Raw genomic sequence first — 15,696 nt, forward strand, 5'->3', positions numbered from 1 at the left:
CGGTGATTGCAGGAGCTACCCATAAATCTTTTTCAGCAGCCAAGCCATGTTTTCACCCAGGGTTTTCATCGTGCCAAGACCTTCTTCGTCTCCTGACACTTCACCTTTCTGGCGGCCATGGCCAATATTCCAGTAGGAAGAACCGACAATGATCATCTCACCGATCTGAAAAAAATGATTTATGGAATCAAAGGCATGAATGGCTCCGGCTCTTCTCGCAGCAACCACAGCCGCCCCGAGTTTACGTCGAAACATATTATCATTGGCACGGGCAACCATTCCTGATCGATCAATCAACGCCTTCATCTCCGAGGAGATATCAGCAAAATAGGTGGGTGATCCAAGAAGAATGCCATCTGCCTCCAGCATTTTTTCAATACAGTCATTAACCACATCATCATTGAACACGCATTTCCTGTTTTTCTCTTTAAAGCAGCCCATACAAGCCTTGCATCCCGGAACGTTTTTCCGCGCGAGCTCCACAAGCTCGGTATCAAAACCTGCCTCTGCAAGAGGCTCCAGTGCTGTTTTCAGCAACAGAGCCGTATTGCCTTCTTTTCTAGCACTGCCACAAAAAGCTACAATTTTCATTGTTCTCTCCTGTAAATCAATTGAGTGAAGTGTAAGTGATCTGGATGAAAACACAGAGTTACAAATCCTGTGACCAGTTACAGTGAAGTTCTATCAAAACCAGCCGACAAAACTGCAACATCTCAAACATGTTGAGTTTCATGTGTAATCAGAATACAATTCTACACACAAATACAATTTTTTTCTGATTACTCATAAAACTCACCTGAAGATGTGACTCTTTTATCAGGCTGGTGGTTTGTGTGTAATCAGTCTTTTAACTGAAAATTGTTTTGCCGCAGTCGAATTTTCAGTTTCTTTTTGTTCCCAAAGGGCAAAACTGATGAACCATTTGATCCGGCCATGCCGGTTTATCTGAATATGTGGACAAACAGTGAAATTTACAACCTAAATCCTGCACTTCGGGAACAAAGAAAAAATATTTATAATGTATAAACAGATAGTTATAATATTACAGTAGGGGCTGTTCTACTCACTATCAGAGTGAGATTGTTTTTTCTTTATTCCCTTGCCCTGGGGGATTGGCAATTTTATCGAATCTGCTTCGTTATCAAGTGCTTGAAGTATGTTAATACGTCTGCGCCCTTGATGCCTCGCATCTCCGAAAAACTTGCCAATTGCAGGATTTAGGTACAAGAACAAAAATCCGGAAATAGAACAGGAAATGATTTCAATCTCGATTATAACAGTCGGCGGTACTATAGATAAGATCTATTTTGATGCCAAGAGTGAATATGAAGTAGGCCCGCCAAATGCGGAGAAAGTTTTGAGCGAACTCAATCTTTCCATTCATTATACGGTTACATCTCTTCTCAGAAAAGACAGCCTTGATATGACGGATGAGGACAGAAAACTTCTCTACACTACAGTGGCCGGGGACCCTGCAACAAAAATTCTTGTCACTCATGGAACGGACACTATGGTGGAAACAGCCAGATACCTTGCAGCCATAAGGGATAAAACCATTGTCCTGACCGGAGCCCTTGAACCGGCCCTGTTCAAAACCAGTGACGCAACATTTAATATCGGATGCGCCATAGGTGCATTACAGGTGCTGCAGAACGGATCTTACATCGTCATGAACGGCCGGGTCTTTCCCGCTGACAACGTCAGAAAAAATCTGGACGTAAACAGATTTGAACCACTCACCCCAAAATCGGAAGCCGGTTGACGGGACACTGGTGCCCCACCAGTCCGGCCATGCCAATCATTTTTCCAATATTCACAGATTCAGGTTTATTCAAGCTCGTGCATCAAAGCGGCCAGTAACGGCTTTTCCCAGTCCTTCTGGGAAGCCACTTCGGAAGTGTTTTTCATCGTATCCATGCGAACGACGACACTGTTACCCCGATCCGTAAACCAGATACCCACCAGTTCACCATCACTGTCCTCCACCGTCTCACCAGGCTTGAGATGGATGGCTTCGATATATTCAGGACTTTCCTTTCTGATTCCAAAACCGGCCTTAGCCAATACGCTTCTCACTGCCGTCTGGGTCTCGTCCAGGGTTCTCTGAAACGCTGTTCCTGTACCCGGCGGCGGCTCAACCGGCACCTTATCCGCACAACCCGCCAGAAAAAATATGATACTGAAAAAAGATACCACTGTTAATAGTCGCAGTAAACCTGTCATCTCTCCCTCCTGAAAAATATAGATGGTAAACAGTTTCCTCATTCTTTACCTGAATAGCAAAAAGTATTGTAACACAGGTATCGGCAGGAAATCAAACGTAAGCGATCACTGCCACCTCAGCTCTTTCCCGGCCACTGACTACCTTTGAAAAATATAGATCAGATCGGCACCGGTCGATTCCGGTGACGTCCTCGTTTCTATGGAAAACCCGTGTTTGAGATCATATCGTACGCGAAACACACCGGACTGGTTGAACATATTGATATCATACCCGAGATAGAGATCTTTTGACAACCGTTTCCCGACGACCAGGGAAACATCTTCTTTGGCCCTGCTTCCCTCAAGATGCAGGTCATCAACTGAAAGGATATCGGTCAGATTGTTTATAATTGTATTTCCACCTTTCAGGCCGAGGGCAACCGCTGCGGCACCAAGCAGATTGCCCTCTTCTTTGGAAGAACTGTCCAGGGAGTGCCCGACAATCAACTGAGACAGGATTTCCGTATCCTCCATAAACGGGTCGGAGAAGAGATGAAACTGAAGATCCTGCACCAGACCACTGACATCAACCCCTACTACGTAACCGTCTCCCCGGGCTTTTTCAGCACTGACAACTTTCTGTGCCCTGACATCAATTCCCGGGTTGTTGATAGGCCCACCGGAAAAAAGCACACGACCTCTCTGCAGATCAAGGGAACGACCGAAAATTGTAAACGTACCGTCCACAAGATCCAGCTCACCTACGGCGGTCAACAAAGAATCAGGCTTGTCCTGAACCAGGAGTTTCCCCGTGAGCCGTCCCTTCAGACCATAACCATCGATTTCCACATCATCCCCGAGAAAAACATTGAGAGAGGTGAAAAACGGCCATTTTTCATCTTTAATTTCCTCGTGCCCATTTAAAAGGACGACATCATCGGAAACTGAGACTGAACTCTTCATCTCTTCAGGGGTGATCAGGGCCCTGGGTATTTTCACACTACCACGTATCTCACCCCTGTCCCCACTGAAGAAAAGATGTACATCCGGGCTGACCTCTATTTCATATTCCGGCAGGCTGAACAAAAGAAATTTTTCTCCCTTTACATCCAGGTCAGCTGCAATCGGGCCGCCACCATATCGCACCCTGCCAATCCCCTCAAGCTGCCCTTTTCCAGAAACAGCTGAAACCTGAAAACGCAACCCATCCTTTTCACCTGACAGAGAAAGAGTTACATCATTCACGGTTACCCCCTGGTAGGGCACGACTACTCCCCCGTCCCAAGGACCATCTTCCCTTCAATTATCGGCTGTGCCAGAGTTCCGGAAAAATTAACAGACCCCGCAAGCTTTCCCACCGGTTCAACATTGAACCCGCTCATTGCCCCGATAAAACCCAGATCAAAACTGTCCACTTCCATTCTTCCTGTCAGGGGAATTTCACCTGGGATCGACCGAAACCCACTTATATTCTCCAGAAAGCCTGAAAGGTGCAGGGAACTGTCATTTGTCATTGAGGTCAAGAGATCAACAGACAACATGCCATCCTGCAATCTGCCTGTCAATCGGGTCGGATCCAGCTTCAGATGTTCGGCCTTTTCATCTATTCGACCAAAATCTATTCCGGAGGAATTCAGCAGAATACGACCACTCTTTATCTCCTTTTCATTTCCTTCCGCCTCCAGATTGCCGCTGAGTGTCCCTGTAACGGGCAGAGAAAGAAAGTGCCGCCGATTCAACCACCTCAGGGAGCCGTCCTCAAGTATCGCCTTCAACCACCAGGTCAGAGCACCCTCTTTTTTCCTCAATCGACCATCCAGACACATACGTCCTTCTCCATCGGAAAAACAAAAATCCTGCAGAGTCATTTCACCTTTCCCAGCTAAAAGAGAAGCCTTTTCTACCTGTTTCCAGGTAAAAACAGTATCGGAGAACCGTCCATTATGCAGCATACCCTGCCAGTTTTCCTCAACCAGTCCACCACCAGCCTCCAGATAAAAATCACTGTCTTCACCCGTGAGGTGCAGTTGAATATCATGGTTTTCAAGAGATCCCGAGATTGTCACATCCCCTCTGCTGAGATCAATGTCCGGTATCATGACCCCTTCAAAATGTGCACTTGCATTCATTTTTCCACCGGAAAAGGGTTGCCCCTCAAATAAAACATCAAGTTCATTTATTGTATTTTCATCAAAAGAGATGTTTTCACCGTGAAGTTCCGCTTGTAATTCCGGCTCCATAAAGGTTCCGGCGAGAATTCCCTGCAACGAAAAAGCACCTTCCAGAGAAGGCAGAATCTGCCCCGCTTCCGGCACCGTTACAGAAAAAGACAGACCGAGATCATCCCCGGCGGCTCCTTTGACCTCAAGCAATGTCCCACCCTGGCGCACCACCACACCATCCGTTTTGAACATACCGTTTTCAAAACGGATTTCTCCTGCTCCGGAAACAGGTTGTCCCAGCATGGTACCGCCAAGATCGAGAATTGACACTTTTCCTGAGAGCTGGTCTTTACCACTACTCCCTCAACACGGATACGCCCTTTCAGAGAGCCATTGAATTCACCCAGAGCAGGGTGAGTGGAAGGATCAACATTTTCAAAGGAAACATCACCAGACCAGGCAAGGTTTTCCTTTTCCCAGGACAACTCCCCGTGATGAACAAAAGCTTCTCCTGCAATTGTTTTGCTCCTGAGATGCAGGGAATCAGTGTAGACCCTGTTTTCCGTAAGTATTATTTTACCTCTCAACGCCACGGGTTGCTGGTCAACAACTCCTTGAAGGGATGAAATCGCAAAATCGGCCCTGACCCCGTTTTCGACGACCCTGCCCCGACTCTCCACCACAGCATCAACAATACCATTGACTTCGCCGGGAATGATGTCGAGATTAAAGTGTCCGAAAGTGAACTGCCCCGTCCAGTCAAAAATATCCTTCCAGGAAATAGCCCCTCCCTTCACCTGGACCTTTTGCTTATCCTGTTCAAGGGTAAGGGCACGAAAGGTTATCCCCTCCCAGTCTCCATCAAGGCTGCTCTTCAAGGCCACATGGTGCAGTTTCTCCCAGCCGCCCTTGGCTGTAACCTCACCATGATAGCCGGCCTGAGTGGCGGAAAGTTCGATATCTGCATGGTCAAGTATGATTTTCGGCCAGTCCTCCTGGAAGCTGGAAAAGTCTACATCCGTCCCCTGGACTTTCATCCTGCACAACGCTTTACCGGGCAGACCGGCCAACCTGCCACTGGCTTCAATTAATGCCGGTTCCTTCATTCCCAAATGGAACTGCAGATCTCCGAGAGGACCTTCCAGAGAAAACGTTCCATCAAAACGACTGTATCCTTCGGCTTCAAAACCATATTCACCAAGAAAACTCATCTCCCATCCCGGCCCGGGTTCCAGTGATCCATGGAGTGACAGTTCAAGCCCCTCCCCGTGAAAGATCAGATCCTTTACATTCAGGAGTCCTCCGCGCCAATCAAAGGCAAGTCCTAAATATTTTGTAAAAAAAATGTTCTTTCCACCTTCATCCACAATCCGAAAGTTATTCACTTCCAGTTTTTCCACAATAAGCCGGAAAGGTAAAAACAACTCGGGCAGTTTCGCCGCAACAGCCTCCGGGGAAGAATTCTGTTTCTCCCCATCAACCACAGTCAGTAATCCCCCATCCACGGAGACACTTGCCAGGGCCAGTTTGCCCGTAAAAAGCCCGGAAGAATCCCACTGACAATCTATTCTGTTCAATAAAAAAGAGAAATCCGGCAGCTTCAGTTCAACATCCTCAACAGACCAGTTTCCCGCCAGTTTCCCCTGCACCCTGCCGATGGTCAATACTGGAGAGGCAAATGAATTCAGCATGTTGCGGATTTGAAGAAACCCCGGTCCGTAAAAAGAAAAAAAGCGAGCACACCGATAAAAACGAGAAAGAGAGAAAGAATGACGCGCCATAGTCGTATTCGCATCAGAGATCCCCCCCACGGTAAAATGAATTCGAAAGGGATATCCGTCTTCAGAAACAGCCGAAGCCAGATCTAGACGGACCTGACCAAAAGGCAGTCGAAACCGCACCCCCATACCGGCCCCCTGGAAAAAATCCAGCTTCAAATCATCGGTTGCACTCCCCACGTCCCAGAATCCGGCAATGCTCCAGCGATCAGTGAGAATTCTTTCCAACTCCACACTGCCCACAACCAGATACCTGCCTCCAATAACGGCACCGGAACTGTCTTTCGTACCTATGGATTTGTATTTATACCCACGGATTGAACTGTCTCCACCGGTATAGAACCGCAATGAAGGCGGTAGAGAATCGATGGCATCAACAATTGTCACTCCCAGGGAACCCCGACCAATCACCCGCCACTGGTCAAAGGGAGAAACAATAGCCTTGCCACTGACGGTGGTCTGGAGAAATGTCGCGTCAGCCAGAATACCCTCCGCTGCCCCGAGTAAGTCAATGGATGCCTGCAACCCCATCTTCGTATCAAGAATATCATCGGCAAAGATAAATCCACCACCAAGTGACGGGATAAGAAGGGTGCTCTTTCCGCTTGTGTTACCGACATCGTAAACTTCATCCCTGAGTTCGATTCCGAGACTGTATTTATACCTGGGATCAGCATACTCGCTACTGATGGCAGCGGTCAGCAGACGAGTGTCCGTATCATTCCATTTCTTATCCTGATAGGCGAGACCATGGACAAACTTTTCGTAACGGGGATCATTGCGGGGTACGGTATAGAGAAGAGAAAATGAATTTTCAAGTTCCGCCACCTGCAGCGACGCCTTGAGTTTATGACCTTTTTTATTAAACAGACGGTTGCTCCAGTCGATTTTTCCCCTGGCTCCGGTATCCGTGGCATATCCCAGCCCAAGGCTGTATTTGTTTCTATGTTTCGGTGGCTTGACCTCCACCTTCACGGGAATATAGATCCCCGTGGGATGATCAGTATCTCCACGGGCCTCTACGCTGCTGAAAAAATCAGTTTTATAGAGAATGGACTGCAGTTCAAACAGTCTGGCCGGGCTGTATGGATCCCCTTTTTTATAGGGAAGATAGCGCCGAAAAAGCTCAGGCCTGATAATATCCTGACTGCTTGATGTCTGACCAAAAAGGTAACGGGCACCAGTGTCCAGCACCAGAAACAGGTCTGCTCTGTTTTTTTTCAAATCCACACGGATTTCATGTCGAGTATAATCAGCATCGAGAAAACCTTCTGTAATAGCCAGGGAAATAAAATCTTTTTTCCATTTTTCATACTTGTCCTGATCAAGCACTTTACCTGTCTGCAGAGGAAAATCGGCCAGGGCCTTCCTCAGGTTTTTATTATTTTTGCCTTCTCCGGTCAGTTGAATCTCCACCTTTTCGACCAGGACAGGCTCTCCTTTTTTGATGGAATAGACACCAATCCAGACCCCGTCTTCTTTTTTGAGACTGGTCGATATTTCAGGATGGTAATAGCCGAAAGGCGCCAGGGCCAGGCGGATATCCTCCTCCGCCTGACGATGCAGTTTCCGTACCTCGTTTTCTTTCAGTCTCTCACTGTTCTTATGGAGATTCAGCTTGAGTCGTGCCAGGACATTTTTCTCCAGCGATCCATGGATACCCTCAATGGTAATCGCCACCTTTACCCCGGCACCGGAGGTCAGAGGAAAAAAGACAATTAAAAAAAAGAAACAAAATATGAGGATTAAAGTTCGACAGGACAAGGATGATTTATTATTACATGCTTATTTTTCCTGATTATGCCTGCAATTCAACCTGAAAAAGAGAATATAAAGGGGCGTACTTTTTTCCGGCGGCTGAATCGACCCTCTGAATCGGTTACGATTTAAAGGATCAGCTCATCAGAGTTTTTCATTCTTCACTGTACCTATTATAAAGATGAAACCTGAAAAGGTAACCATAAAAAAAATCGTCAACGGTGGTTATGGACTGGCACACCTTTCCTCCGGGAAAATTGTCCTTGTCGAGCGGGCCCTTCCGGGCGAAAAGCTGAGTATTGACATTGATCAGGTAAAAAAAACCCATTGCCATGGATCAATCAGAGAAATTCTGGTTCCCCATGACAGTCGGTGCCTTCCTCCCTGTCCCTTCCATGACAGCTGCGGAGGTTGTGATTTTCAGCATTGCAAACCGCAATTCCAGGCACAACTGAAGACTACCATCATTGCGGATCTTCTCTCAAGAAACAATGAACCATCATTGCGGCAGGCACTCCCCCTGTTGCAAAAGACAATTCCCTCCCCCCGGACTTTCGGTTACAGACAACGAATCCGCCTGCAGATTATTAACGGAGAGAAGCTGGGGTTTCGCCGCTTCAGATCCCATGTGCCAGTGGAAATAAACCGGTGTCTGCTGGCAGCGGAACCACTTAATCATGTCCTGGAGAACCTGCCTGAACTCTCTCATTTTCGATCTCTTGCAGAACACTCATCAGAACTCGAACTTCAGCTTAATCCTGACAGCAGAAAGGTTGTGGCCATCTTCCGGTTCTCGAGGAAACCCCGACCGACTGATATCAACAATGCCAGAACAGTCTGTACTCAACTTGACGCTTTGGAATGTATCTTTTTTTCCGGAGACCAGTTTCAGCTTACAGGCCCTTTTGCCACGGACAGAAACCAGGAAACCCTGCTCGACAATACACTCCATATCTCCTACAACCTGAATGACAACAGCCGGAAACCACTCAAACTCCAATGGGAAATCGGAGGTTTTTTCCAGGTCAATCCCGAACAGAACAAAACACTTATCAATCTGGTTCTGCATTTCAGCAAGGCGAACCCAGATGACACGGTTCTCGATCTTTTCTGCGGTATGGGTAATTTTTCCATACCTCTTGGCCAGAGAACAAAAGAAATAACAGGAATCGAAGGACAGGGAAGTGCCATCCGCAGTGCCGGTGCAAACAGCAGAAACAATGGTCTTACAAATACCGTTTTCGTCAAGAAACCTGTACATGAGGCATGTCGACAACTGGCGAAAGAAGGACAACAGTTCGACTGTGTGGTTGTCGACCCACCCCGCCGGGCATCCCGGGGTTGATCAAAGAAATCGCAGTATTGACACGGAAAAGATTAATCTATATTTCCTGTGATCCGGCTACCCTCTGTCGGGATCTGGCTGATCTCTGCCATGCAGGATTTACCGTGGAAACAATCCAGCCTGTGGATATGTTTCCCCAGACCCACCATATTGAAACCGTGGTTTCTCTTCAAAAATAAAAATTACGTATAAATCTCCAGCCAGGCACCAAGACAATGGAGGGTAAGCTGATACAAAGGATGTATTTTCGAAAATCGACTTTACTACAACTCATTGACCGCATTGACTTAACACGATAGAATGGCAAGTTGTGTTTTATCAGAGTGTGCCAGACCCTCATTCAAAAAATAAAACCTGAATCCTGCACATCAAAAATGAAAAAGATTACTTTTCATTTCTGATCAACGTATTGTACCTAAAACCAGAGGAAAGAACCAATGAGAAACAAAATCTACCGGTTTTTTGCCGTACTTCTATTGCCCTGCATGCTTCTTCTCAATATTCCCGCAGCATTGAATGCTGCCGAAAGAGACAATACTGTTGTTACCCACAATCCGCTGGCAATAGCCATCGGAGGGCAAATTCTGCCTGTTTTTGCGGAGGTGGAGGATGATTCCGGGATTGACCTCGTACGAATCTATTTCAGGACTGCAGGAACCACTCCTTATTTTTTTGTACCGATGTTAAATATTTCAGGTGACGAGTTCTCAGGTGTGCTTCCGGCACCTCTTGCGGTATCCAGAGAAATGGAATATCTCTTTCTGGTCAAAAATAAAAATAATCATATTTTCAGAACCCAGACTTTCCGGGTCAAAGTCAAGAAAAGCGAAACGACAGCCCAGGCAGATACAAATCAGCAACCAGTCGAAGTCTCCACTGAAACTGCCAGTGCACCAAACTCGGTTGAAGGATTTGGTGGTGTTCTTTCCATAAAAACTGCAGCCCCGACTGAAAGATATGGTACCCTGGCGGGTCTTTATAATTCCAGCAGTACAAGTGCAATGCCAAAAAAATTTATTTACGGGGGAATAATCACGGCAGTCGAAGAATCTTCATCCACGAAAACGATAATAATAGGCGGAGTTGCAGCGGCGGCTCTCATAGGAGGTGGAACAGCTCTTGCCCTGGCCGGGGGTGGGTCTGACTCGGGCAGCACAAATGATCCTTCCGCCACAACAACTCCATCCACTCCCGTAACCAGTATTACACCCAGTGAAACAGGCAGCGGAACATGGACTTTGACCTTTGAATACTCCCCCTGCTTTTCTTCGGGAACGCAGCAGACAGTATTCTGTTCCAACGGCCTGGTGACAGCAGTCAGGCCCAGCTCGATAACTGTTCCAATCCCTAACCTGATTTCTTTTGCAGGGACCTGTAACAACACGCTCTATTCTGGAATGGCAGGAATTTTCCAGGCCGGATCCACCTGTGATGCAAAAACAGCCTGCAACAGTTATTCAGACCAGACATTGGTAAGTAAAGACTGTCGCGACAGTTCAATGGTTTTCACAAAAGACAACGGAAACAGGATAGAACGATGGTCCAGACAGTAATCTCACAAAATTCATGAAAAAATTTACAGGAATTCAATGAAATATTACACCTTGAATAATAATACAACGATACCCGCCCTGGGTCTTGGAACATGGAAATCCAACAGAAACGAAGTTCAGAATGCGGTCAGAGAGGCTGTCAGGATCGGCTATCGCCATATTGACTGTGCGCCGATTTATGAGAATGAAAAAGAAGTTGGTAACGGTCTTGCTCCTCTCATTCAAGAAGGGACGGTAAAGAGGGATGAAATATGGATTACTTCAAAACTCTGGAACAACAGCCACGCACCGGAAGATGTGCTTCCAGCCCTGAAAAAAACACTGCATGATCTCCGGCTGGATTATCTGGATCTCTACCTGATCCACTGGCCGGTCGTTTTTGTCCGAAATGTTCTCTTTCCCCGAACTCCTGATGAGTATATTCCCCTGGAACAACTCCCTCTGCAGGAAACATGGCAGGCCATGGAAGAGTGTGTGGGGCAGGGTCTGGTGAAAACTCTCGGAGTCTGTAATTTCAGCATCAAAAAACTGGCAGAACTTCATGACAAGGCAACAATCAAACCAGCCATAAATCAGATAGAACTCCATCCTTACCTGCAGCAGAATAAAATGCTCCAGTTCTGCAGAAAAAGGAACATTTTCCTGACTGCCTACTCCCCCTTGGATCAGGAGACCGGCACCCGAAAATGAAAAAACAGAATGAACCGACCCTGCTCAACGCACCAGAGCTGGCAACCATTGCTGAAAAACACTCCATATCACCAGCTCAGATTCTCCTTGCCTGGGCACTCAAACGTAAAACCATCGTCATTCCAAAATCAGTCAACCCGGAACGTCTGAAAGAAAACCTGGCTGCCACCGATGTACAACTGGACGAAAAGGATATACTTGCCATCAACAGACTTGACCGGGGTTACAGATATGTAAATGGTGCCTTTTTCACCAAAAACGGTTCCCCTTATACCATGAGAACCATATGGGACGAGTAGCCCGGACAGGCTCATCGTTTTCCCGAGAACAGTTTTTTCAGCAGAAGAAAATATAGAATTACGGCAGCAAGCCCTTTGATGACACTGCTGATGGTTATAATCCACCAGACACCACTGTATCCATAATGGGTAAAACTGACCAGGAGATAAGCTGCCGGAATCCTGAGTCCGGTAAAAACAATGGATATGACAGAGGGGGTTCTTGTCCTGCCAAGGCCATAAAACCCCCCGGCTGTGGCAATTTCTACAGCCATGAATATCTGAGAAACCGCCAGAATCTTCAGGTAGAGAATACCAATAGTTACCATCTCTGAATCTTTGGTAAAAAGAGAAAAAATCTCTGAGCCAAAAGCCATAAAAGCTACAGTTGCCGAAAAGCCTATTGCCGCACTCAACCCCAAAATACAGTAATACCCTGTGCGAATCCTCTCATACCGCCGCCCCCCGTAATTCTGCCCTGTAAAAGCGCTGAGAGCGGTAGAAAACCCAAGAGCGGTACTCCATGAGAGCGCTTCAATATTCATACCGATATTCTGCACCCCCAGGGGAATCGTCCCAAAGGATGAAACAATTCTGGCGATTACCATGGAAAACAGGCAGAATGCCACCTGGTGACCGGCCACTGGTGCACCGATTCGCATCACTCTGCCAAGAATTTTTGTTTTCAATGATGCCGGCAGCTTCAATCCCGGCAATACGGATTCGGCTTTTTTCAGTTTTACGATAAAAATGGAAAAAACCAGCGTGTTTGAAATAACAGTTGCCAGAGCAGCCCCCTCAGCCCCGAGGCGAGGAAAGAAGAGAAAACCGAAAATCAGCAATGGATCAAGGATGATATTGACAACCAGCCCGATCGAATTCACGATAAACGGCGTTTTACTGTTTCCGTTTCCAATATAAACTGCACTGAGGATCGGATTCAACACCCCGAATAGCAGGGCAAAGGATATTATTTTCAGATAGCCGGTCGCCTGCTGCAGGACATCGGCATCCAGTCTGAAAAACTGCAGCAGGTGGGCTGCAAAAAGAAACAACAAAACATTGACAACAATTGAACCGTAGAAACTGAAAGTAAGTGCATTTTCAGCAACATGTCTGGCCTCTTCTATGTCTTTCCTGCCGGCAGCCTGAGCGACGAGAGTCTCGGTGCCGGACTTTGCAGCATAGAAAAAGCTGTACAGCAACCACATGAAGAAACCGGCAGTGGTAACAGCTGTTACCGTTGCAGCTCCCATCCTGCCAAGCCAGATGACGTCGGTCAGGTTATAGGCCATCTGGATAAAAGAAGTGCCGATAATAGGAAGTGAAAGCTTAACCAACCGAGGTAAAATCGCCCCTTTCGTCAGATCTGTTCTGTTATTCATTCAACTCTGTTGTACAGATTCGGTCACTTCTCTGACGAGGATGAGAATCCTACCCCAGCTTCTTCAGAACCTCTTCTCTGAATTTAATGGCCTGCTGAGGCGAAGGAATCTCCAAAGCCAGTTTTTCCACAATATCCTGTAACTCCATTTCTCCATGAAAATAATCTTCACAGACAATTGCTGCCATCGGACCAATATATTCAACCAGGCATTTTTCAAGGACAGACTTATCTTCTTCGCTGATTTCCCCTCCGGGACCTGGAGATTGTACGGTTTTAAAAGAGGACTCCTCCCCGCAGATCTTTTCAAGTTTTTCAATAATAACGGCTGTATCAGGGAGGTCCACTCGTTTACGAACAGGAGTAAATCCTTCCTGGAAACGATAGCGTCCGACTTTAATCGTCGACATTTTCTCCAGGGCCTCCCGGCCGTGTCTGTTAAAAAAATAGATAGACGTTATTTCTCCATCCTCAAACAATATCTGGGCAGATTTATTTTCGCCTGTCGCCACAAAAAGAGTCCCGGTTACGCGACTTCGATGCAGTCTCCCAATCTCATCAACAATATCCTTTAACGGTTTGTAATCCTGAGTCATGGCAATTTACCTTCTGCGTAATCTGTCAAATGCCATCTGCAGACTGACACCCATTCTTTCGATTGCCCGTGCCAGTGCACCGATTTCATCTCCCCTTGTTGTTTCTCTTATTTCCGCATCCAGTTTTCCTCTGCTGATTTCATCCGCGATCTGTGTCAGGTTCCGGATTGGTGTGCTTAAACGGTTGGCCAGCAAAAAGGCAATAACGAAAACGGTAAGACAGGTTATAATCAGCAGCACAACAGCATTTTGACGGGCACGGTCAGCAGCTCCATAAGCCTCGGCATAATCCTGCTGGACGATAAGTGTCCAGCCCTGCCTGGTTTTACTGGTATAGGAAACAATTTTATGCCCATTATCTTCAAAGACAAAAGAGTTCTTATCAAATCTGTTCCTTTGCCTGAGAGCCGGATGATGGCTGAAATCCTGGAGTTCCGCGGTCACAGCACCTTTTCCATGGGCAATAAGACGATAATTTTCATCAAGCAGAATGGCAAAACCGGTTTTGCCGATTTTTGTCTTGGTAACGGTTTTTGACAGATCCTCAAGGGTCATGGCGATGGCAATAACCCCCATTTTTTCGTTTCTCTCTCCAACTATTGGTTTGGCAAGGACGAGGGCTGGTTTACCCGATGTCTTCCCCAGGAGAACCTGCTGCCCGACAGATCGACCGGCAATAACCTGCTTGAAATAGTTTCGATCACCATAGTATTTCTGTGGTTTACCATCACTCCGACCCAGGTTTTTCCCGTTTGGCAGAATAGTAAACGCCAGATAAACCCAGTCATAGGTATCACTCATTGTTTTCAAAACAGGATTCTGTGAGTCACTGTCCATACTGCGTATTGCAGGAGTCACACCATTCTGTTCCAACACGCGGAGATTCATGGTTGTCCATTCATCAACACTTCGTGAAAGCGCTTCAGTGGTAGTGGCAAGATTATGAAAAATATTGGTAGTCCAGTCCTGTCTGGACTTGTAAATGCTGATATACCAGAGGCCACCCAGAGGAATTAACGCAATAATACACATGGTCACCAGAATCTGATACAGTATTTTAAACCCACCTGTCCGTTCAACGGAATTTGTCTCCACCATTTCTCTCTCCATTTCATGTAATCTGCTGCTCTATTTCACCTGCATTTTCATCAAGCCTATACTATAAAAGATGGCTGCGCAAGCCATTTCAATGGGGCTGAAGCAGGTGATAGCAAAAAGAAAACTGCATCTGGGATACCGTTGTCACTCTCTGTCACATTCCGCTTTTCTACTCTTTTTTTCTGAGATATACATCCCCACCAACCAGGCAACAAGAACTGCTGTAAAGAACTGACCAAAAATGGCCTCAAGCTGACAGAGAGATGCAGCCCCTGGTGTTTTAGGGAAGATATCGCCGTAACCGACTGTTGTAAGAGTAATCAGGGAAAAATAGTTAAAAATATGGATGGAGTGGTTATTTGGGTCATCCAGAAGCAGGCCACCATAGGATCCGGGCAGTAAACCATCCATCAGCGTATAAAGAGTACCCCAGAACAATCCGACAATCAGATACAGGCAAAAGGTGGCATAGAGAACATTTCGGGTAACTTTGTGACAGGATGCGATACGGGTAATATACGAGTAAACCAGAAGTCCAAAATAAATTGAGAGCAGAAAATAGGCTCCCATACGACTGAAACGGATGATATCATAAATTCCCAGCCAGTACAGAACAAGAATCGGCATAAGGAGAACAATAGCAAACGACCTGTGTCTATCCTTCTTTTGAACTGTATAAATCGTCAAAAACATGACGGTTGAAAGGGAGAGATGGGCAAAAACAGTCAATGAGTGATAAGGAGACAGAAAGGGACTTCCAAGAATATAGAGTAAAAGAAAAAACAGGAGATTTCTGAATCCGTTATTTTTATTTTCTATCTGTTCTTTCTCAATAGGTTGATCATTCTCCAT

At 46.4% G+C, this 15,696-nt stretch carries 13 protein-coding genes and 1 pseudogene; 5 read left to right on the forward strand and 9 right to left on the reverse strand.

Going from position 1 to position 15,696, the window contains the following annotated elements; genetic code table 11:
- Positions 1 to 15: 15 nt before the first annotated feature.
- A complete protein-coding gene (locus LO777_RS09840; protein ID WP_228857303.1) occupies positions 16 to 591 on the reverse strand; it encodes a flavodoxin family protein in 576 nt (191 codons plus the stop codon).
- A gap of 664 nt (positions 592 to 1,255) precedes the next feature.
- Between LO777_RS09840 and LO777_RS09845 the strand changes: the two genes are divergently transcribed.
- Positions 1,256 to 1,762 (forward strand): asparaginase domain-containing protein, encoded by a 507-nt coding sequence (locus LO777_RS09845; protein WP_228857304.1) that lies wholly within the window; start codon positions 1,256 to 1,258, stop codon positions 1,760 to 1,762.
- A 65-nt stretch (positions 1,763 to 1,827) separates the two neighbouring features.
- Here the strand turns inward: LO777_RS09845 and LO777_RS09850 are convergent, their stop codons facing one another.
- The 4 genes from LO777_RS09850 to LO777_RS09865 form a co-directional block, all read right to left on the reverse strand.
- Positions 1,828 to 2,223, reverse strand: a complete 396-nt coding sequence (locus LO777_RS09850; RefSeq protein ID WP_228857305.1) for a hypothetical protein — start codon at positions 2,221 to 2,223, stop codon at positions 1,828 to 1,830.
- 138 nt (positions 2,224 to 2,361) lie between these two features.
- Positions 2,362 to 3,447: a translocation/assembly module TamB domain-containing protein gene (locus tag LO777_RS09855; protein WP_228857306.1), complete on the reverse strand. Its 1,086-nt coding sequence runs from the start codon at positions 3,445 to 3,447 to the stop codon at positions 2,362 to 2,364.
- Positions 3,448 to 3,470: 23 nt separating this feature from the next.
- Complete coding sequence (locus tag LO777_RS09860; protein ID WP_228857307.1) at positions 3,471 to 4,616, reverse strand: translocation/assembly module TamB domain-containing protein; 1,146 nt, start codon at positions 4,614 to 4,616, stop codon at positions 3,471 to 3,473.
- Positions 4,520 to 7,822, reverse strand: coding sequence for an autotransporter assembly complex protein TamA (locus tag LO777_RS09865; RefSeq protein WP_228857308.1), 3,303 nt, complete (start codon positions 7,820 to 7,822; stop codon positions 4,520 to 4,522). The genes LO777_RS09860 and LO777_RS09865 overlap by 97 nt, the downstream gene beginning before the upstream one ends.
- 259 nt (positions 7,823 to 8,081) lie before the next feature.
- On the opposite strand from LO777_RS09865, the gene rlmD reads away from it, so the two are divergent.
- From rlmD to LO777_RS09880, 4 genes and pseudogenes are all read left to right on the forward strand, one after another.
- A complete protein-coding gene (gene rlmD, locus LO777_RS09870) occupies positions 8,082 to 9,245 on the forward strand; it encodes a 23S rRNA (uracil(1939)-C(5))-methyltransferase RlmD (protein WP_268907542.1) in 1,164 nt (387 codons plus the stop codon).
- 17 nt (positions 9,246 to 9,262) lie between these two features.
- Positions 9,263 to 9,424 carry a hypothetical protein gene (locus tag LO777_RS20050; RefSeq protein WP_268907543.1) on the forward strand — a complete coding sequence of 54 codons (162 nt, stop codon included), beginning with the start codon at positions 9,263 to 9,265 and terminating at the stop codon, positions 9,422 to 9,424.
- A gap of 258 nt (positions 9,425 to 9,682) precedes the next feature.
- The gene (locus LO777_RS09875) at positions 9,683 to 10,798 is read left to right on the forward strand and encodes a hypothetical protein (RefSeq protein ID WP_228857309.1); all 1,116 of its coding nucleotides are present in this window, start codon (positions 9,683 to 9,685) and stop codon (positions 10,796 to 10,798) included.
- Positions 10,799 to 10,834: 36 nt separating this feature from the next.
- Positions 10,835 to 11,787: pseudogene (locus LO777_RS09880) on the forward strand (aldo/keto reductase).
- A gap of 11 nt (positions 11,788 to 11,798) precedes the next feature.
- Here LO777_RS09880 and LO777_RS09885 read toward each other — a convergent pair.
- From LO777_RS09885 to LO777_RS09900, 4 genes are all read right to left on the reverse strand, one after another.
- Positions 11,799 to 13,151, reverse strand: a complete 1,353-nt coding sequence (locus LO777_RS09885; RefSeq protein WP_228857310.1) for an MATE family efflux transporter — start codon at positions 13,149 to 13,151, stop codon at positions 11,799 to 11,801.
- A 49-nt stretch (positions 13,152 to 13,200) separates the two neighbouring features.
- A complete protein-coding gene (locus tag LO777_RS09890; protein WP_228857311.1) occupies positions 13,201 to 13,746 on the reverse strand; it encodes a DUF4388 domain-containing protein in 546 nt (181 codons plus the stop codon).
- Between the two features lie 6 nt (positions 13,747 to 13,752).
- Entirely contained in the window at positions 13,753 to 14,844 is a 1,092-nt protein-coding gene (locus LO777_RS09895) for a HAMP domain-containing protein (RefSeq protein WP_228857312.1), read from the reverse strand.
- A gap of 144 nt (positions 14,845 to 14,988) precedes the next feature.
- Complete coding sequence (locus tag LO777_RS09900; protein ID WP_228857313.1) at positions 14,989 to 15,696, reverse strand: potassium channel family protein; 708 nt, start codon at positions 15,694 to 15,696, stop codon at positions 14,989 to 14,991.

It is taken from the genome of Desulfomarina profundi, from assembly GCF_019703855.1.
Taxonomy (GTDB): Bacteria; Desulfobacterota; Desulfobulbia; order Desulfobulbales; family Desulfocapsaceae; genus Desulfomarina; species Desulfomarina profundi.

Bases quoted from the DNA above. Each gene is read 5' to 3' on its own strand.
- LO777_RS09875 (WP_228857309.1), top strand. From the start codon at position 9,683: ATGAGAAACAAAATCTACCGGTTTTTTGCCGTACTTCTATTGCCCTGC.
- rlmD (WP_268907542.1), top strand. From the start codon at position 8,082: ATGAAACCTGAAAAGGTAACCATAAAAAAAATCGTCAACGGTGGTTAT.
- LO777_RS09860 (WP_228857307.1), bottom strand. From the start codon at position 4,616: ATGTTCAAAACGGATGGTGTGGTGGTGCGCCAGGGTGGGACATTGCTT.
- LO777_RS09850 (WP_228857305.1), bottom strand. From the start codon at position 2,223: ATGACAGGTTTACTGCGACTATTAACAGTGGTATCTTTTTTCAGTATC.
- LO777_RS09900 (WP_228857313.1), bottom strand. From the start codon at position 15,696: ATGGAGAATGATCAACCTATTGAGAAAGAACAGATAGAAAATAAAAAT.
- LO777_RS09895 (WP_228857312.1), bottom strand. From the start codon at position 14,844: ATGGTGGAGACAAATTCCGTTGAACGGACAGGTGGGTTTAAAATACTG.
- LO777_RS09885 (WP_228857310.1), bottom strand. From the start codon at position 13,151: ATGAATAACAGAACAGATCTGACGAAAGGGGCGATTTTACCTCGGTTG.
- LO777_RS09890 (WP_228857311.1), bottom strand. From the start codon at position 13,746: ATGACTCAGGATTACAAACCGTTAAAGGATATTGTTGATGAGATTGGG.
- LO777_RS09840 (WP_228857303.1), bottom strand. From the start codon at position 591: ATGAAAATTGTAGCTTTTTGTGGCAGTGCTAGAAAAGAAGGCAATACG.
- LO777_RS09845 (WP_228857304.1), top strand. From the start codon at position 1,256: ATGATTTCAATCTCGATTATAACAGTCGGCGGTACTATAGATAAGATC.